General features: G+C 56.8%; 17 protein-coding genes. 9 read left to right on the top strand and 8 right to left on the bottom strand.

Annotation, left to right across the window (positions count from 1 at the left end; all coding sequences use genetic code 11):
- Positions 1-122: 122 nt before the first annotated feature.
- The 5 genes from serS to BM155_RS03065 all read right to left on the bottom strand — a co-directional run bounded on the left by serS (position 123) and on the right by BM155_RS03065 (position 6,227).
- On the bottom strand, positions 123-1,409 hold the full coding sequence (gene serS, locus BM155_RS03085) for a serine--tRNA ligase (protein WP_074901039.1): 1,287 nt from the start codon (positions 1,407-1,409) through the stop codon (positions 123-125).
- A gap of 18 nt (positions 1,410-1,427) precedes the next feature.
- Positions 1,428-1,802: a fluoride efflux transporter CrcB gene (crcB, locus tag BM155_RS03080; RefSeq protein WP_067153266.1), complete on the bottom strand. Its 375-nt coding sequence runs from the start codon at positions 1,800-1,802 to the stop codon at positions 1,428-1,430.
- An 8-nt stretch (positions 1,803-1,810) separates the two neighbouring features.
- Positions 1,811-3,172, bottom strand: coding sequence for a replication-associated recombination protein A (locus BM155_RS03075; RefSeq protein ID WP_067153263.1), 1,362 nt, complete (start codon positions 3,170-3,172; stop codon positions 1,811-1,813).
- Positions 3,165-3,776 (bottom strand): outer membrane lipoprotein periplasmic chaperone LolA, encoded by a 612-nt coding sequence (gene lolA, locus BM155_RS03070; protein WP_067153261.1) that lies wholly within the window; start codon positions 3,774-3,776, stop codon positions 3,165-3,167. The genes BM155_RS03075 and lolA overlap by 8 nt, the downstream gene beginning before the upstream one ends.
- A gap of 102 nt (positions 3,777-3,878) precedes the next feature.
- Complete coding sequence (locus tag BM155_RS03065; RefSeq protein ID WP_082817441.1) at positions 3,879-6,227, bottom strand: DNA translocase FtsK; 2,349 nt, start codon at positions 6,225-6,227, stop codon at positions 3,879-3,881.
- Between the two features lie 432 nt (positions 6,228-6,659).
- Between BM155_RS03065 and trxB the strand changes: the two genes are divergently transcribed.
- The 4 genes from trxB to infA all read left to right on the top strand — a co-directional run bounded on the left by trxB (position 6,660) and on the right by infA (position 9,691).
- Complete coding sequence (trxB, locus tag BM155_RS03060) at positions 6,660-7,604, top strand: thioredoxin-disulfide reductase (protein ID WP_074901037.1); 945 nt, start codon at positions 6,660-6,662, stop codon at positions 7,602-7,604.
- Positions 7,605-7,798: 194 nt separating this feature from the next.
- Positions 7,799-8,530 carry a leucyl/phenylalanyl-tRNA--protein transferase gene (aat, locus tag BM155_RS03055; protein WP_074901034.1) on the top strand — a complete coding sequence of 244 codons (732 nt, stop codon included), beginning with the start codon at positions 7,799-7,801 and terminating at the stop codon, positions 8,528-8,530.
- Positions 8,531-8,647: 117 nt separating this feature from the next.
- Complete coding sequence (locus tag BM155_RS03050; protein WP_067153255.1) at positions 8,648-9,367, top strand: arginyltransferase; 720 nt, start codon at positions 8,648-8,650, stop codon at positions 9,365-9,367.
- 105 nt (positions 9,368-9,472) lie between these two features.
- A complete protein-coding gene (infA, locus tag BM155_RS03045) occupies positions 9,473-9,691 on the top strand; it encodes a translation initiation factor IF-1 (RefSeq protein WP_067081888.1) in 219 nt (72 codons plus the stop codon).
- Between the two features lie 82 nt (positions 9,692-9,773).
- Here the strand turns inward: infA and clpA are convergent, their stop codons facing one another.
- Together clpA and clpS are read right to left on the bottom strand one after the other, a co-directional pair.
- Positions 9,774-12,059 (bottom strand): ATP-dependent Clp protease ATP-binding subunit ClpA, encoded by a 2,286-nt coding sequence (gene clpA, locus BM155_RS03040; RefSeq protein ID WP_067153253.1) that lies wholly within the window; start codon positions 12,057-12,059, stop codon positions 9,774-9,776.
- Between the two features lie 118 nt (positions 12,060-12,177).
- Positions 12,178-12,558 (bottom strand): ATP-dependent Clp protease adapter ClpS, encoded by a 381-nt coding sequence (clpS, locus tag BM155_RS03035; protein WP_067153251.1) that lies wholly within the window; start codon positions 12,556-12,558, stop codon positions 12,178-12,180.
- Positions 12,559-12,814: 256 nt separating this feature from the next.
- Here clpS and cspD point away from each other — a divergent pair, with 256 nt between their 5' ends.
- The gene (cspD, locus tag BM155_RS03030) at positions 12,815-13,123 is read left to right on the top strand and encodes a cold shock domain-containing protein CspD (RefSeq protein WP_067153249.1); all 309 of its coding nucleotides are present in this window, start codon (positions 12,815-12,817) and stop codon (positions 13,121-13,123) included.
- A gap of 78 nt (positions 13,124-13,201) precedes the next feature.
- Here cspD and icd read toward each other — a convergent pair whose 3' ends face one another.
- Positions 13,202-14,452 carry an NADP-dependent isocitrate dehydrogenase gene (gene icd, locus BM155_RS03025; RefSeq protein ID WP_067153247.1) on the bottom strand — a complete coding sequence of 417 codons (1,251 nt, stop codon included), beginning with the start codon at positions 14,450-14,452 and terminating at the stop codon, positions 13,202-13,204.
- A 160-nt stretch (positions 14,453-14,612) separates the two neighbouring features.
- Between icd and BM155_RS03020 the strand changes: the two genes are divergently transcribed.
- The 4 genes from BM155_RS03020 to purB all read left to right on the top strand — a co-directional run bounded on the left by BM155_RS03020 (position 14,613) and on the right by purB (position 18,460).
- The gene (locus BM155_RS03020) at positions 14,613-15,212 is read left to right on the top strand and encodes a pseudouridine synthase (protein WP_067153245.1); all 600 of its coding nucleotides are present in this window, start codon (positions 14,613-14,615) and stop codon (positions 15,210-15,212) included.
- Between the two features lie 72 nt (positions 15,213-15,284).
- Positions 15,285-16,427: a tRNA 2-thiouridine(34) synthase MnmA gene (gene mnmA, locus BM155_RS03015; RefSeq protein WP_074901032.1), complete on the top strand. Its 1,143-nt coding sequence runs from the start codon at positions 15,285-15,287 to the stop codon at positions 16,425-16,427.
- Between the two features lie 9 nt (positions 16,428-16,436).
- Positions 16,437-17,090 carry a high frequency lysogenization protein HflD gene (hflD, locus tag BM155_RS03010; protein ID WP_067153241.1) on the top strand — a complete coding sequence of 218 codons (654 nt, stop codon included), beginning with the start codon at positions 16,437-16,439 and terminating at the stop codon, positions 17,088-17,090.
- Positions 17,087-18,460 (top strand): adenylosuccinate lyase, encoded by a 1,374-nt coding sequence (gene purB, locus BM155_RS03005; protein WP_074901029.1) that lies wholly within the window; start codon positions 17,087-17,089, stop codon positions 18,458-18,460. The genes hflD and purB overlap by 4 nt, the downstream gene beginning before the upstream one ends.
- The last annotated feature ends 71 nt before the right edge of the window (positions 18,461-18,531 follow it).

Here is an 18,531-nt window from a genome sequence, read left to right as displayed (position 1 = left end):
GGTCTGGCTGCGGCCATTTGGCCTCTAGCCAGCAAAACCGATATCCGCAACACCCAGCTTCGCTGTCAAAATTGGGCCCTTGCTGTGCGCCAGAACACAGGCACTCTGCAAGCGACCCCCTCTCAGGACTCGGGAGCTATAACTTCGAGCCCGCGCATATAGGGGCGCAGTACTTCCGGTACTTCGATGCTGCCGTCTGCGCGTTGGTAATTTTCCATGACCGCGATCAGAGCACGCCCCACAGCCAATCCGGAACCATTCAGTGTATGCAGCAGCTCCGGCTTGCCGGTTTCCGGATTACGCCAGCGGGCTTTCATACGACGGGCCTGGAAATCCCCGACCAGGGAACAGGAGGAGATTTCCCGGTATTTATCCTGGGATGGAATCCATACCTCGATGTCATAGGTTTTACGTGCACTGAAACCAATATCACCGCCGCACAGAACCACTGTGCGGTAAGGCAGCTTCAGCTTCTGCAATATGGTTTCGGCGTGTTGCGTCAATGTTTCCAACGCCGCTTCCGACTGATCGGGGCGTGTTACCCATACCAGCTCCACCTTCTCGAACTGGTGCTGGCGGATCATGCCCCGTGTATCGCGACCGTGAGAGCCTGCCTCGGAACGAAAGCAAGGGGTATGAGCGGCAAACTTATGCGGCAGAGACTCGGCGTCTTCTACGATGACATCGCGATAGAAGTTGGTCAGCGGAACTTCCGCTGTGGGTATCAGATAGAAGCCGCGCTCGTCGGTCAGTTTGAAGAGATCCTCCTCAAACTTGGGCAATTGCGAAGTGCCGAAAAGGGAGTCGCCATTGACGATTGCCGGCACATTGGCCTCGCAATAACCGTGCTCCTCAATATGGGTATCGAGCATAAACTGCGCCAGGGCCCGGTGCAGTCTGGCCAATTGTCCCGTCATCACCGCAAAGCGGGAACCGGTCAATTTTGTGGCCATCTCGAAGTCCAGCCCGCCCAACTGCGCACCCAGATCCACGTGATCCTTGATGTCGAAATCAAACTGCCGCGGTTCACCCCAGCGACGAATCTCGACATTGTCCTCCTCGCTTTCTCCCTCCGGTACTGAATCGTCCAGCAGGTTCGGGATCGCGGACAAAATCGTATCCAGCTCTTCCTGCAGCTCGACCAGCGCCTGCTTGGCCTGGTTCAGCTCACTGCCGAGTGACTCCACCTCTTTTAGCAGGGGCGCTATATCCTCGCCAGCGGCCTTGGCGCGGCCGATATTTTTGGATTTGCTGTTGCGCTCGTTCTGCAGCCGTTCGGTGAGCACCTGTTGTTCTTTACGGCGCTCCTCGAGACTTTTCAGTTTCGCCGTATCCAGCTCCATGCCGCGCTTTCGCAGGATCGCGGCCACCTGATCCATTTGGGTTCTGATGAGTTTTGGGTCGAGCATTTTGGTTGTGTTACTGCGTTAAAAGTATTTCATGGTCAGCGCAATGGCGCCAAAAGTGGCGGACAGGCTCAGCATCAGGCTGACAAGGATATTGGCCAGCGCCGTCAAAGGCTGGCCATTGTGCCACAACATGACCGTTTCCAGCGAGAATGTGGAAAATGTGGTCAGAGCGCCGAAGAATCCGGTGGTCAGCATCAACCGCCACTCCTGCCCCAACAGGGCCCTTTCGACGATCAGGACATAGGCGATACCAATCAAAAAAGAGCCAATGACGTTGACAATCAATGTGCCGTAGGGAAACCTTCCCCCGAACAGATTAAAACTGCCAATAGTAACCAGGTGCCGGAGCATTGCTCCCAGGGCACCGCCGACCGCAATCGCCAACCACTGCATACCAGTCCTCAGTTTTTTTCGCTACTTGGGTAGCGCTGCCTGTCGCTTTCGCGGTTTAGCCGGCGCAAGTGCTCCAACTTCTCACCAATCTTCAGCTCCAGCCCCCGTGGCACGGGATGATAGTAACTGCGCCCGGCGATTTCCTCGGGGAAATAGTTCTCACCCGCGGCAAAGGCCTCCGGTTCATCGTGGGCATAGCGGTATTCGGCACCATGGGCCATGCTCTTGGCCAGCTTGGTGGGCGCGTTGCGCAAGTGAATCGGAACATCATAGCTGGGATCGTGGCGGACATCCGCCAGAACACGCTTGAACGCGGTATAGACCGCATTGCTCTTCGGTGCCACGGCCAGGTAGGCCACGGCCTGAGCGATTGCCAGCTCTCCCTCGGGGCTGCCCAGACGCTCTTGCACATCCCAGGCGTTAAGCGCCAGTTGCAGTGCCCGCGGGTCCGCGTTGCCGATATCCTCGCTGGCCATGCGCACCACACGGCGGGCGATATACAGCGGATCGCAACCGCCATCGAGCATGCGCGCAAACCAGTAGAGAGCGGCATCGGGATCTGAGCCGCGCACGGATTTGTGCATCGCCGAAATCTGGTCGTAAAAGTAATCGCCACCTTTATCGAAGCGACGCACATCCGCGCTCAGTACCTCCGATAATACGGTGTCGTCAACCAGTTGACGGCCGCCCTCCTCTCTCGCGAGATCGCAGGCAATTTCTAACAAATTGAGCGCACTGCGCGCATCGCCGTCGGCCGCTCTCGCGATTTTCTTCAGCACTGGGTCACTCACCGCGATATTGCGCTTGGCCAGTTCTTCGTCTTCGTCCAGAGCACGCCGCAGCAGTCCCAGTAACTCCTCCTCGGCAATTGAGCGGAGCACATAGACCCGACACCGCGATAGGAGCGCATTGTTCAGCTCAAATGCGGGGTTCTCTGTGGTGGCGCCGACAAAAGTAACCGTACCCTCCTCCACATACGGAAGAAATGCGTCTTGCTGTGCCTTGTTGAAGCGATGCACTTCGTCCACAAAAAGGATGGTGCTGCGACCGTATTGTGCCCAATGTTGCTTGGCCTCTGTGACCGCTTGGCGTATCTCTTTGACCCCGGCAAGCACCGCGGACAAAGTGGCAAAACGAGCGTCGCACTCCTTTGCCAACAGGCGTGCAAAGGTGGTTTTCCCCACGCCTGGGGGGCCCCATAGCACCATCGAGTGTAACTGGCCACGCTCCACGGCCTCGCGCAGCGGCTTCCCTGGCCCTAGCAAATGTGCCTGACCCACATAGTGAGCCAGGGAGTCCGGTCGCATGCGCGCGGCCAGGGGCTGTCCCGAAGGCGACGGCCGTGGGACTGATTGAAACAGATCACTCATCGCGGATGATGTCGGTACCTTTCGGAGGTTTGAAATTGAATAGGGAGGCAGCCAGCTTAGGGTTGGCTTGAACACCGCTAAATTTGATCTTGGTGGTCTGCCCCATGCCATCGCGCACGCTCATCGCCGACGGCAAGCCGTTTTTGCCGAAACGGATTTCCATGGACTTGAAGGGGGCCGAGCCATTCTTCGGGGTCAACTGATAGGCGCCTTTGGCTGCCTTAACACTGAAGGAACTGCGAATTTCCTCCACCTTGCCACCGAGCAACAGCGCCGGAGTTTCTTTCATCCGCTTGTCCACCGGGCGGATGGTGACTTGCTCAAGGTCCGGGTCGTAAAGCCACAGCTGCTTGTTATTGGTCACCAAAAGCTGCGAAAAGGGCTCGCCGGTCTCCCAGCGCAACTTACCGGGGCGTTGTACGGAGAATTTGCCACTGCTCTTTTGCACCACTTTGCCGCGCTCATCGACCAGGGTCTGTTGAAATTTGCCCGACAGGCCTGCCAGGGGCTGCAACAGGCGGCTCAGTTCATCAGTAGCGTCGGCCCAGGTGGTGGATGCGACAAGTCCCAGGGCCAGTAACGAATTGCGCAAGAATTTCTTCATGACGGCATTCCAGTTTGAGGGTTTCCTTTAAGGCTAGCGCCCGACAGGTGAATTTTGGCTGAATCCGCCGCGTGCGGCGGCCTCTTCGTGTGCCGACCGACTTCAGGGGGGCGGTGGCGCCAATACCTCGCGGTTGCCGTTGTGGCCCGCTGGAGACACAACACCAGCTGCCTCCATCGCATCGATAATGCGCGCGGCCCGGTTGTAACCGATACGTAAATGGCGCTGAACCGAGGAAATAGACGCCTTGCGTGACTTGGTGACAAAGGCCACCGCTTCGTCGTAGAGCGCGTCGGATTCCGAGTCTTTCTCATCCCCGCCCTCGGTCTGCAAGCCGGGCACTGGAATGCTGTTGTTACTGTCATCGACGATGCCATCGATATATTCCGGCTCTCCGCGGCGACTCCAGTCCGCCACGACTTTGTGTACTTCGTGATCATCGACGAAGGCGCCGTGCACCCGTACAGGCACGCCGCTACCCGGAGGCAGGTACAACATATCGCCATGTCCCAGCAACTGCTCTGCGCCGCCCTGATCGAGAATGGTACGGGAATCGATTTTGGACGATACCTGGAAAGCGATGCGCGTGGGGACATTGGCCTTGATCAGCCCCGTGATGACATCGACAGACGGGCGCTGGGTGGCCAACAGCAAGTGGATGCCAGCGGCGCGGGCTTTTTGCGCAATGCGCGCTATCAGTTGCTCCACCTTTTTGCCGACGATCATCATCATATCGGCAAATTCGTCGATCACCACAACGATAGATGGCAGTGGCTTGAGGTATGGGCGTGTCTGCTCCTCTTCCGGTACACTGGACATAGGGTCCGGCTGCCAGATCGGGTCTTCCAGGGGTTCCCCCGCGGCAATGGCCTCTTTTACCTTGCGGTTGAAGCCCGCCAGATTGCGCACTCCCATGGCCGCCATCAACTTGTATCGCCGCTCCATTTCGCCCACACACCAACGCAGCCCGTTGGCTGCGTCATTCATGTCGGTGATCACCGGCGTCAGCAGATGCGGTATCCCCTCATAGACCGACAGCTCCAACATTTTGGGGTCCACCAGAATCAGGCGCACTTCTTCCGGAGTGGATTTGTACAGCAGAGAAAGCAGCATCACGTTGATGCCCACCGACTTACCGGAGCCGGTAGTACCCGCCACCAGCAGGTGTGGCATCTTGGCCAGATCCGCCACCACCGGCTGACCAGAGATGTCGTGCCCAAGGGCCAGGGTCAGCGGGGACTTGGCATTCTCGTAGACATCTGCCGACAAAACTTCACTTAAACGCACCATCTGCCGGTTTTCATTGGGAATCTCGATACCCACTACAGACTTGCCCGGAATTACCTCCACCACCCGCACGCTGATTACCGCTAGTGAACGAGCCAGATCCTTGGCCAGGTTGGAAATCTTACTTACCTTGACGCCCGGTGCCGGCTGAATTTCGAAGCGGGTCACCACGGGTCCCGGCAGCACCGAGACCACTTCGGCAACCACGCCGAAGTCTTTCAACTTGAGCTCGAGCAGGCGCGAGAGTGCCTCCAGGGACTCGCGGGAAAAACCCGCCTTCTTGTTTTGATCCGCAGGGTCCAGTAGAGAAAGCGCGGGTAAAGTGCCGGTGACCGGACCGGCAGAGAAAAGCTCGCCCTGTTTCTCCTTGGCGGCGCGAGGACTCTGCTTGGGCTTCGGGGCGGCGGGCTCTATTTTGGGCGGCAGCCGCTTGGCACTGCGTTGCTTTTCTTCCTCCACGGCGGCCTTGCGCACCACGATGGCTTCTCGCGCCGCGCGCGCCTCCTCGCGCTTCTGCCGCATGCGCCGGTAGCGGTTGCCCAGCCAGGCAAGGAAGCCGAGCACATTGCGACCGATCGCATCCGCCAGCTTCAACCAGGACAACCCGGTAAACACTGAAATACCAATCGCAAACAGCGCTAACAATAGAATGGTCGCCCCCACGTAGCCGAGGCTGCTCTCCGCCGCCCCGGCGATGGCCGCACCGATAATGCCACCATTCGAAAACGGCAACGGCTCTTCCCCCTGGGCAAAGCACAGTGTGGCGATACCAGCGCCGCTGGCCAGTAAAAGCCCCAGCCCCGACACTCTTATGGCAAACAGAGGGCCGTGAAAGCGCGCGTTGCGGTCGCGCAGGATGCGAAAGGCACGCCAACCGATCAGAACAGGGAACAAATACGCCATCCAACCGAGCAGAGATAAGCAGACATCCGCCAGCCAGGCACCGGTGGGACCAATGGCATTGTTCACCTGCCCACTATGTCCGGTATGTGACCAACCCGGATCCGCCGAATCGTAGCTGATCAGACTGATTGCCAATAATAGGGCCCCGGCAAGTAATGCGATCAGAGCCCCCTCGCGCAACAGGCGAGCGATCAATGAATCCGGCGGAGTTCCGCTTTCGTCGGCGGATTGGTCTGTGGTGCTTTCAGCCTTCAATGGCATACCTCAGTGATCTTGTGACTGTCTTCACCTGTTCGGGCGGTTCTTCCAGGGGCAAAGGCGGCAATCGCCCTTCCCCGGCAGCCGACTGTGTACTACAGGAGCGGTCCAAATGCTACCTGCAGCCGACTTAAGACATTACTTTAAAAGAAAAAAATTTGCTTTAAATCAATAGGTTACAGCTTCTTATTAATGTAAAAGTTGACTAACTTAATGTGATTTAGCACCAGAGAATTTACCCTGGAAAGCATGGGAATTGGCACCTCCAATAGTGCAAATAAAACCAAACTATTTCGCCAAGCCAGGGGTTTCGCCTATCATGAACGCCAATTTGATAGCCCTGAACACCATTGCCGAAGGGCATTGACAACCCTTAAGCCGCCTGGCGATTTGACGCCTGGGCGATTTCCTCATTTGTCTGTATACGAGACCTCTATGAGCAACAACCACCATCGACTGATTATTCTTGGCTCCGGCCCTGCCGGTTACACTGCTGCCATCTATGCTGCCCGCGCCAACCTCAAACCGGTCGTAATCACCGGCATGCAGCAAGGCGGCCAGTTGACCACCACCACCGAAGTGGAAAACTGGCCCGGCGGCTCCGCCGATTTGCAGGGCCCCGATTTGATGGTGCAGATGCAGCAGCACGCCGAGCGTTTCGATACACAGATTATCTTCGATCATATTGAGTCGGTGGATCTGAACCAGCGCCCCTTCACCCTGAAGGGCAATGACACCTATACCTGCGATGCATTGATTATCGCCACCGGAGCCTCCGCTCAATACCTCGGCCTGCCCTCCGAGGAGGCATACCAGGGCCGGGGCGTCAGCGCCTGTGCGACCTGTGACGGTTTCTTTTACCGCGATCAAAAGGTCGCCGTTGTCGGCGGCGGTAACACTGCCGTCGAAGAAGCGCTCTATCTGTCAAACATTGCCAGCGAGGTGACGTTGATCCACCGCCGCGATGAGCTGCGCGCTGAGAAAATCCTGCAAGACCGCCTCATGGACAAGGTAGAAAACGGCAATATCAATGTCTGCTGGAATCATACCGTGGAGGAAGTACTGGGCGACGATAACGGCGTAACTGGCGTGCGCCTGCGCAGCACAAAGGATGACAGTACCCGCGAGCTGGAAGTATCCGGTGTGTTTATCGCCATCGGTCACAAACCGAACACTGACATCTTCGAAGGCCAGCTGGAAATGAATGGCGGGTATATCGTCGTGCAAAGTGGTCTGGAAGGCAACGCCACCCAAACCTCTGTACCGGGAGTTTTCGCGGCGGGCGATGTCTGCGACCATGTATACCGCCAAGCGGTCACCTCCGCTGGCACCGGTTGCATGGCGGCGCTCGACGCGGAACGCTTCCTGGACGCACAATAACGCAGCCTACCGGGTTGTCGCCTTCGGGCGGCAACCGTCGAATACTTGTGGGCCATATGGATTACTGCTGCTATCGGCAGAGTTCTTTGTCTGCAGACACCTGTCAGCCGCGACATCCACCGCATAGGGCCTTGTGAGACCCCATTACCTTTGATTAATCTCAGAGCTAAGAAATCACAGCGGCGCAACTGAACGTGACCAAATCCACTGGCGGCCATTTGACACTGCTCAACCCTGAGCAGATAGAGTTCCCCCCCACCCAATTTGCTCTAAAAGACCCCAACGGTCTCCTTGCGGTAGGGGGCGACCTCTGTGTCGACCGGCTGTTGGCAGCCTATCGGCGCGGCATCTTTCCCTGGTATTCCGACGACCAGCCGATTCTCTGGTGGAGCCCATCGCCACGCTGTGTGCTTATCCCGAGCGAATTTCGCATTGGGCGGAGCATGCGCAAGGTGCTGCGCCGCGGCGATTTCTCGGTAACGTTCGACCAAGCGTTTGACCGGGTGATCGAAGCCTGCCGCCTACCGCGGGGCGACAACGAAGGCACTTGGATTACCGAGGAGATAAGCGAGGCATACCGGGAAATGCATCGCCTGGGCTATGCCCACTCAGTTGAGGTTTGGCGAGGGCAGGAGATTGTCGGCGGCCTCTACGGCGTGGCCCTGGGGCGCATCTTCTTCGGAGAGTCGATGTTCCACCGGGAAACCAATGCCTCAAAAGTCGCTTTTGTGCACTTGGTGCGGCAGTTAGAATTGTGGAACTGCCCGATGATCGATTGCCAGGTGACAAACCCTCACCTTCAAAGCCTCGGAGCGGTAGAAGTGTCGCGGGAAGAGTTCGAGCGATTGCTGGAGAAGGGCGTCACACAGACACCTTTCCCACAGCCGTGGAAACTGACATGGACTTTTCCAGAAAGCTGCGTTTGAGCGTGTTCTGTATTTCCGGAGGCCTAATGGAAAGCCTGTATTCAAGTCCGCAGTGCCAGATTGATAAGCGTGCTCATTGCGCCCATCTTGCGCAGTAGCACGCCCAGCCATAGGACGATGAGCAAACCCTCCCGCCTGGATTCGGTGCGCCTGCTGGCTACCCTGCCCCACCCTTGTGGCTATCTGCCAGAGCGTGAGGCCACCACCGTATTTGTGGATCCGCAAACACCGGTCGACCAGCAGTTATACACTCGACTATCTGAACTCGGTTTTCGCCGCAGTGGCGCCTACCTCTACCGCCCTCAGTGCGCCAGCTGTCAGGCTTGTGTGCCCGCAAGGGTACCTGTGAACCTCTTTGTACCGGACCGCAAGCAGCGCCGCTGCTGGCGCCGCAATCGGGACCTGGATATCTTCCACGTGCAAACCATCGATTCCGATGAGCACTTCGAACTTTATGCGCGCTATATCGAGCAGCGGCACGCGGATGGCGAAATGTACCCGCCGCATCGGGATCAATTCCGCAGTTTTCTTACACAGGCCTGGGGCAGCACCCACTATATCGAATTTCGAACTCGAGGCAGGCTGGTTGCCGTCGCCGTAACAGATATGCTCACCACTGGTTTGTCGGCCATCTATACTTTCTTCGACCCCGGCGAGAGCAAGCGAAGCCTAGGCAGTTACTGCATTCTTTATCAAATTGAATGGGCTCGGCGACTCGGCTTGCCCAGCCTCTACCTGGGATACTGGATCGAACAGTGTCAGAAGATGGCCTACAAGACGCAGTTCCAGCCGATCGAGCTGCTCAGAGAAAACCGCTGGGCGCTGAAGTCTCACTAAGTACCTTTGCTCTATCCCGGCTTTTCGTGCAAAATGCACGCCCGTCGCGCCGCGGCCCTGGCCGGGGTAAAGCTCAAAACTGGTTATTTTGAAGGTTGCTGCCGCATGGCAAAAGACGATTACATTGAAATGGAAGGCGAGGTGATCGACACCCTGCCCAATACCACATTCCGCGTGAAACTGGAAAATGGACATGTGGTGATAGCGCATATTTCCGGAAAAATGCGCAAGAACTATATCCGTATACTTACCGGTGATAAGGTCAAAGTAGAGCTGACGCCCTACGACCTGACCAAGGGCCGCATCACCTATCGGGCCCGTTAACGGAAGCGCTCGGCAGCCACCGCAAAGCTGCCGTGCAAACAAAAAAGCCACCCGAAGGTGGCTTTTTTGTTTGGCTTGAGAATCAGGCTGGCACTGCGGTCTTGATCGTAAGCTCGTCGTTTTCGATCGTGACCTCCACGCGGCCGCCCCCCTCTGCCAGATCTCCGAAAAGCACTGCTTCCGCCAGCGGTTTGCGCAGCTTGTCGCGGATCAGACGGGCCATTGGACGCGCTCCCATCTTTTCATCGTAGCCATTGACCGCCAGCCACTCGCGCGCCTCTTCGCCCACCACCAGGGTCACGTGGGACTCGTCCAGTTGCGCCTGCAGCTCGACAATGAACTTATCCACCACAGTCTTGACCACATCCAGATCCAGAGCGCTGAACTGAATAATGCTGTCCAGGCGGTTGCGGAACTCCGGGCTGAACATCTTCTTGATCTCTTCCATTCCGTCGCTGGAGTGGTCTTGCGGGGAAAATCCGATGGAGCGGCGGCTCATCAATTCCGCACCGGCATTGGTGGTCATAATCAGTATGACGTTACGGAAATCCGCTTTGCGGCCATTGTTGTCCGTCAATGTACCGTGGTCCATTACCTGTAGCAAAAGGTTGAAGACCTCGGGGTGCGCCTTCTCAATCTCATCCAACAACACCACACTGTGCGGATGCTTGGATACTGCGTCGGTCAGCAGCCCACCTTGATCGAATCCCACATAGCCCGGAGGGGCACCGATCAGACGGGAGACGGTGTGGCGCTCCATGTACTCCGACATATCAAAACGGATCAGCTCAATCCCCATTACCTTCGCCAACTGCCGGCAAAGCTCTGTCTTGCCCACCCCCGTCGGGCCGGCAAAGAGGAAGGAGCCAATCGGTTTTTCCTCGGCGCCCAGACCGGCACGACTCAATTTGATTGCGGTACTCAGTGCCTCAATTGCCTTATCCTGGCCAAACACCACCATTTTGAGATTTTCTTCCAGCTTGGCCAGCTGCTCCTTGTCGGAGGCAGAGACGCTCTTGGCTGGAATCCTGGCCATTTTGGCAATGACCGTCTCGATCTCGGTGACGCCGATCAGTTCCCGCCGCTCCTCCGGCGGCAACAGCGACTGGTAAGCCCCAGCCTCGTCGATAACATCGATCGCCTTGTCCGGCAGGAAACGCTCGGTGATATGGCGACTGGAGAGCTGTGCCGCAGCCTCCAGCGCGGCATCTGTGTAACGCACCTTGTGATGATCTTCAAAGCAACTCTTCAAGCCGTGCAGAATCTGCACAGTTTCCTCTACCGAAGGCTCGTTGATATCGATCTTCTGAAAGCGCCGCGACAGAGCGCGATCTTTCTCGAAGATGCCCCGATACTCAGTGAAGGTGGTGGAGCCGATACAACGTAGCTGGCCACTGGAGAGCAGCGGTTTGAGCAGATTTGAAGCATCCATAACACCGCCAGAGGCGGCTCCAGCACCGATAATGGTGTGAATTTCGTCGATAAACAGTACCGCGTTCTGGCGCTTGCGAAGCTCCGCCAGCAACGCCTTAAAGCGCTTCTCAAAATCACCGCGGTACTTGGTGCCGGCCAGTAACGAGCCGAGGTCCAGCGAATAGATTGTGCTGTTGCTCAGGGGCTCGGGCACATCGCCGTCCACAATACGGCGAGCCAACCCTTCGGCGATAGCGGTTTTACCCACGCCGGACTCGCCCACCAGCAGAGGGTTGTTTTTACGTCGGCGTGCTAAAACCTGAGTAACCCGCTCCACTTCCGGCCCCCGACCAACCAGCGGGTCAATCCGGCCGAGTATTGCCTCTTGGTTCAGATTGGTCGCATAGCTTTCCAGCGGGTCTGACCCACCGGGCTCTGCACCCGCGCCGATATCCTCATCCGCCTGTTCCGGTGCGGGATCGGTATTGTGATGGTGGTGGTGATTGTTGCCGCTGGAGCCAACACGGGAAATTCCGTGTGTGATGTAATTAACCACGTCGATTCGGGCAACGCTCTGCTGCTTCAGGTAATAAACCGCCTGGCTTTCCTGCTCACAGAAGATCGCGACCAATACGTTGGCTCCGGTAACCTCTTTCTTGCCAGAGGACTGCACATGGAATACAGCCCGCTGCAGTACGCGCTGGAAGCCCAGAGTGGGCTGAGTTTCCCGGTCGACATCCGCTTCCGGGATCAGGGGCGTAGTGGAATCCACGAATTCGAGCAGTTCACGGCGCAGGGCACTGAGGTCGGCACCGCAGGCATGTAACACGTCCGCGGCCGACTCATTGTCCAGAAGCGCCAGCAACAGGTGCTCCACGGTCATAAATTCGTGGCGTTTTGCACGTGCACCTTTGAACGCTAGATTGAGCGTTACCTCTAAATCCTTGCTGAGCATCTAAACCTCAAACCCTAATCGCCAATGTCACCCGCCCGTTCACTGGACAATGCGCCCGGTTGGCGTCTTGTGTGTGTCCGGCTCCGCCACTGGACGGATCCCATCTGCCAGTCCAGTGTCAATCATCCTCGCTTTCATCCGCTTCGATCTCGCACAGCAAAGGATGCTGATGCTCCCTGGCGAACTGATTGACCTGTGCGGCCTTCGTCTCCGCTATATCCCGAGTATAGACACCGCAGACTGCTTTTCCCTGTGTGTGCACTTGCAGCATCAACTGGGTGGCACGCTCGCGGTCGACGCCAAAAAAAAGCTCCAGCGCCTCAACCACAAAGTCCATGGGGGTGTAGTCATCGTTAAGCATGACCACCTTGTACATCGGTGGCCGCTTGAGTTTGGGCGGTGCCTCTTCCAGCACCAGATCCCCGCCTATACCCCCCGGATATTGGAAGCCATTATCGCTGTCGTCCGAGTGTAGTTTAATGGCCTGTGAAATTCCCATAGCGTTTATCAATAAGATCCTGAAAGTAATTTGGTCTAGCGACTCGGAATTGTAACCTCATTTCCTCCGAGGCACAGCGGGCGCCAGAAAGCCTTGACATTCGGAAACCAGTTGGCTACAAGAGGTAGTGCCTGACTCAGGCGCAAACGCGATATAAGGGAGTGCTTTCGCGGTCGAATTGCAAGCACAGATAACTATAAAGAAATGACACTGTAAGGCGGCTAGCTGTCGCCCCGGCAATTAGAGGGAATTCGCCATGCCTACCGGTACCGTCAAGTGGTTCAACAACGCCAAGGGATATGGGTTTATTCTTGCGGATGAAGGGGGGGAGGACCTGTTCGCGCATTACTCCGCGATACAGATGGACGGGTACCGCACCCTCAAAGCCGGCCAACAGGTCACTTTTGACATTGTCAAAGGTGAAAAAGGCTATCATGCAGCCAATATATCCACAGTAATCCCCAACGAATCAGCTAGCGGAGAGAAGAGTTCTGGAAATACCGGCCTCTCCAGTAGCGATCAAGGGCAGGTCCAGCGAGAAAAAGAGGCGGAAGCACTCGATTAAGCTGCTCACCCTGAACAAAAAGCCCCGCACCGGTAGGTGCGGGGCTTTTTTGCGGCAATCCTGGACTTGCCTCGGCAATCAGCCCATGTGCTTGATCACTTCCTCGCCAAACTCGGAGCAGGATTTCAGCTCTGCACCGTCCATCAGGCGTTCGAAGTCATAGGTTACGGTTTTAGCCTCAATGGCACCTTCCATGCCCTTGATTACCAGATCCGCAGCCTCGTTCCAGCCCAGGTGGCGCAGCATCATCTCCGCGGAAAGAATCAGGGAACCCGGATTGACCTTGTCCTGACCGGCATACTTGGGTGCAGTGCCGTGAGTTGCCTCAAACAAAGCCACTTCGTCAGACAGGTTGGCGCCCGGGGCAATACCGATACCACCAACTTGAGCTGCCAAGGCGTCAGACAGATAGTCGCCATTGAGGTTCAGCGTGGCGATCACGTCGTATTCTGCCGGGCGCAGCAGGATCTGTTGCAGCATGGCGTCTGCAATAACATCCTTGATAACAATCTCTTTGCCGGTTTTCGGGTTTTTGAAGCTGTGCCAGGGGCCACCATCCAGAGGCTGAGCGCCGAACTCATCGCGAGCCAGTTCGTATCCCCAGTCCGCAAAGGCACCCTCGGTAAACTTCATGATGTTACCCTTGTGCACCAGAGTCACAGAGTCGCGGTCCTGATCGATAGCGTACTGGATAGCCTTGCGCACCAGGCGCTTGGTGCCCTCAGCAGATACCGGCTTGATGCCGATGCCACAGTGCTCGGGGAAGCGGATTTTCGTGACTCCCATTTCCTCTTGGAGGAACTGAATCACTTTCTTGGCCTCGTCGGAATCCGCCTTCCACTCGATGCCAGCGTAGATATCCTCAGAGTTCTCCCGGAAAATCACCATGTCGACTTTGTTGGGCTCTTTAACCGGAGAAGGCACCCCGCTGAACCAGCGTACAGGGCGTTGGCACACATAGAGATCCAGCTCCTGGCGCAGGGCCACGTTCAGTGAGCGGAAGCCACCACCCACCGGGGTCGTCAAGGGGCCCTTGATACTCACCACATACTCTTTAATGGCTTCCAGAGTCTCCGCGGGGAACCAGTCGCCGGCATAGGTTTCCGCCGCCTTCTCACCGCAGTAAACCTCCATCCAGGCAATACCTTTATCGCCCCCGTAGGCCTTCTGCACGGCCGCGTCGATCACCTTGCGCATTACCGGGGTGATATCCACGCCGATACCGTCACCCTCAATGAAAGGAATAATCGGGCGATTCGGCACATTCAGCGAACCGTCGGAGTTGACTGTAACTTTTTCGCCGTCTGCCGGCACTTGGATATGACCCATATTGCTTAAACTCCCAAAACTCTGTGACTGTTTAGGTCGGGTGTTGCTTGCCCCGCCCCCCGAACTCCGTCGACACTAAGTCGGGGCGGAATGAAAAAACGGCGGGATTATACCAATATCGCCCCGCTTTTGTAGCTGGATTACATGCTGGTGCGCATTCATGAGTCAAATCATTCTTTTCAACAAGCCTTACGGCGTATTGAGTCAATTCACCGACAGCAGTGGGCGCCCCACCCTGGCGGACTTTATCCATCGAAAGGGCTTTTACGCCGCCGGGCGCCTGGATTTCGACTCCGAAGGGCTGCTGCTTCTCACCGATGATGGCGCATTACAACATCAGATCAGCCATCCGCGGCAGAAACTGCCGAAAACTTACTGGGTACAGGTTGAGGGAGAAATCGACAATGCGGCGCTCGGCGAATTGCGCCGCGGCGTCAAACTAAAGGATGGCTTGACCGCACCGGCCAAAGCCCGGCACCTGCGGGAGCCGGCGGTATGGCCGCGGGTCCCACCGGTGCGAGAGCGCAAGGCTATCCCGACCTCCTGGCTGGAGTTAACCATCAGCGAAGGGCGCAACCGGCAAGTACGGCGCATGACCGCGGCGGTTGGCTTCCCGACGCTGCGCCTGATCCGCACAGCCATCGGCAATTGGCAACTCGGCGGTCTGCGCCCCGGAGAGCAGCGCGCCGAGGAGGTATTTGCAGCTCCCGCACGACCCGCGTCTGTGCGCGGCCAGCGCCGGCGCCGCTGGCCGCGGTAAGCACGGTCTTGGTCACAACCCCTAATCACGGGTAAAATTCGCCCCCTTTTGTGTAGTTGCCCATTCTCATCTATGTCTGATTCCACCTCTGCAAAGCCCCAACGCGTGATCGTCGGAATGTCCGGCGGCGTGGACTCCTCCGTGGCCGCCCTGCTGCTGAAACAGCAGGGGTACCAGGTCGAAGGCTTGTTCATGAAAAATTGGGACGAAGACGACGGTACCGAGTACTGTACAGCCAAGGCAGACCTGGCCGACGCAGAAGCTGTGTGCAAACGGCTCGGCATCAAACTACACACGGCAAACTTCGCCGCGGAGTATTGGGATCAGGTGTTTGAGCACTTCCTGGCCGAGTACAAGGCTGGCCGGACGCCGAACCCGGATATCCTCTGTAACCGCGAGATCAAGTTCAAGGTCTTCCTTGAGTACGCGGAAGTGTTGGGCGCTGATGCCATTGCCACCGGCCACTATGCGCGCTGCAAAACCGAGAATGGCCGCACCTGCTTACTGAAAGGCGTGGATGGAAATAAGGACCAGAGTTACTTCCTGCATGCGGTGGATGAAGCGGCTTTCGCCAAGTCGCTATTTCCTCTGGGTGAGCTGGAAAAGCCGGAGGTGCGCCGGATAGCCGAGGCGAACGGCTTTGTCACCCACAACAAGAAAGACAGTACTGGCATCTGTTTTATCGGGGAGCGCCGTTTCAAGGATTTTCTTGAGCAGTATCTGCCGGCACAACCGGGCGACATGGAAACCCCGGAAGGCCAAGTCATGGGGCAGCATTCCGGTCTGATGTACCACACCATAGGACAGCGTCAAGGGCTGGGAATCGGCGGCGTTCGCGGTGCGGGTGATGCCCCCTGGTATGTGGTCGGCAAGGATCTTGGACGCAATGTGCTGATCGTTGCCCAGGGAGCACACCACCCACTGTTGTACGCTACCGGCCTCGAAGCGAGCTTGGCACATTGGATCAACGGCAGCGCACCCGCATCCGAGTTTCGCTGCAAGGCCAAAACGCGTTACCGTCAGCCCGATCAGGACTGTACAGTCAGACTGCGTGCAGATGGCGGTCTTATAGTGGTCTTTGACGAGCCTCAGCGGGCAATTACACCGGGACAGTCTCTCGTACTCTACGACGGCGATATCTGTCTCGGTGGTGCTGTCATCGAAAAGCCCACCGGGGTGGGCACATCCTTGCCGAAAAAATATCAGGAAAATTAAGGAGTACCTTTGAGTAAGTGGCGGGATCAGGCACTGGCACTGGCGGGTATTTTTCAATTCGCAACCCTGGTGGAGCGCCTGGCAAAAACAGGTACTGCACCCCAGTCGCAACTGGAGACTGGTGTTTACAGCCTCTTTCAGCAGAATCCGGAAAGTGCCGAAGCGGTCTTCGGCGGCGCGGATAAACTGCTGCCGGGGTTGAAGGCAGCCCGGCAACTGCTGCAGTCACGCCAGCACCCGGAATATACAGACTGCCTGCGCTACGTTCTTTCAATACTTTATTTGCAACGGCAGCTCGCCAAGAAGAGAGAGCTGCTCTCAATTATTGGAAGCCGCCTGGAAAAGGCCCGGATTCAGGCCGAGCATTTCAGCCTGACCCACGAAAACGTTTTTTCCAATCTCGCTGGTATCTATAGCGACACACTCAGTACCTTCCGTTTCCGCATCCAGGTGCTGGGAGATTTCAACTATTTACAGCAACAGCGCATCGCCAACCAGATACGCGCCATGTTGTTCGCTGGGGTGCGCGCGGCCACTCTTTGGCGGCAGCTCGGCGGCAGTCGCCTGCACTTACTGTTTCAGCGTAAAAAACTGCTGACCGCGACCAACGCATTGATCACGCAAATCGAATCCTCAATTTCACAATCCGGAGATACACTATGACAGTCGAGCTATCCGCCCTTACCGCGGTCTCCCCTATCGATGGACGCTACGAGAGTAAGACCTCATCACTGCGGACTATTTTCAGCGAATACGGTCTGATTCGCGCGAGGGTGGAAGTCGAGGTACGCTGGCTGCAACAGCTCTCCCGCCACCCGCAAATTAAAGAGGTGCCTCAGTTCGGAGCGGAGGCCGACCAATTGCTCAACAATATTGTTGAGAATTTTTCCCTGGCAGATGCCGAGCGCATTAAAGAAATCGAGCGCACTACCAACCATGACGTAAAGGCTGTTGAGTATTTCCTAAAGGAAAAAATCAGCGCTAACAGTGAGCTTGATAAAGTCAGTGAATTCGTGCACTTCGCCTGCACTTCGGAGGATATCAATAACCTGTCCCACGCACTGATGCTGCGTGCTGGTCGCGATCAGGTGGTGCTGCCGGCAATGGAGCAACTCGCCACTGAAATCGCGCAACTGGCCACAAAATTCGCGGACATCCCCATGCTTTCGCGGACCCACGGCCAAACAGCCAGCCCCACCACCGTCGGCAAAGAATTGGCGAATGTCGTAGCGCGCCTGCGCCGGCAAATCAAGCAGGTTCAAAGCGTGGAACTGCTGGGCAAAATCAACGGCGCCGTGGGTAACTACAACGCACACCTGTCCGCCTACCCGGATGTAGACTGGGAAAAGAATGCCGAAGCTTTCGTCACTTCCCTGGGCTTGACCTGGAATCCTTACACCACCCAGATTGAGCCCCACGATTATATTGCGGAACTATTCGATGCCATCGCCCGTTTCAATACCATTCTGATCGACTTCGACCGGGATATCTGGGGCTACATTTCCCTGGGCTACTTCAAGCAAAAAGTGATCGCGGGTGAAGTAGGCTCTTCCACCATGCCCCATAAAGTGAACCCGATCGATTTTGAGAATTCCGAGGGCAACCTGGGCCTGGCCAACGCGGTATTCCAGCACCTGAGCGCCAAACTGCCCATTTCCCGCTGGCAGCGGGATCTGACCGATTCCACGGTGTTGCGCAACATGGGGGTCGGCATCGGCTACACCGTCATCGCCTACGCAGCCACCCTGAAAGGACTCGGAAAGCTGGAAATCAACCGGGAACGTCTGTCCGAAGATCTGGACAACGCCTGGGAAGTGTTGGCAGAGCCCATTCAAACGGTCATGCGGCGCTACGATATTGAGGAGCCCTACGAAAAACTGAAAGCACTGACACGCGGCCAGGGCATAACCCAGGACACCTTGAAAGCCTTTATTAACAAGCTGGAAATTCCGGAAGATGCGAAACAGTCACTACTCGCACTGACGCCCGCATCTTACATTGGCAACGCCGCAGATCAGGCAAAAAGAATCTGAGTGTGGAGTATCCCGGTGAGGTGGGCGACAAAAGCCGCCCACCCCGGTTCAAATCTATCCAATCAATAGGT

This window comes from Microbulbifer thermotolerans (genome assembly GCF_900112305.1).
GTDB classification, from domain to species: Bacteria; Pseudomonadota; Gammaproteobacteria; order Pseudomonadales; family Cellvibrionaceae; genus Microbulbifer; species Microbulbifer thermotolerans.
Note: the sequence above shows the minus strand (reverse complement) of the source record. Positions and strands in the feature narration are given on the sequence as shown.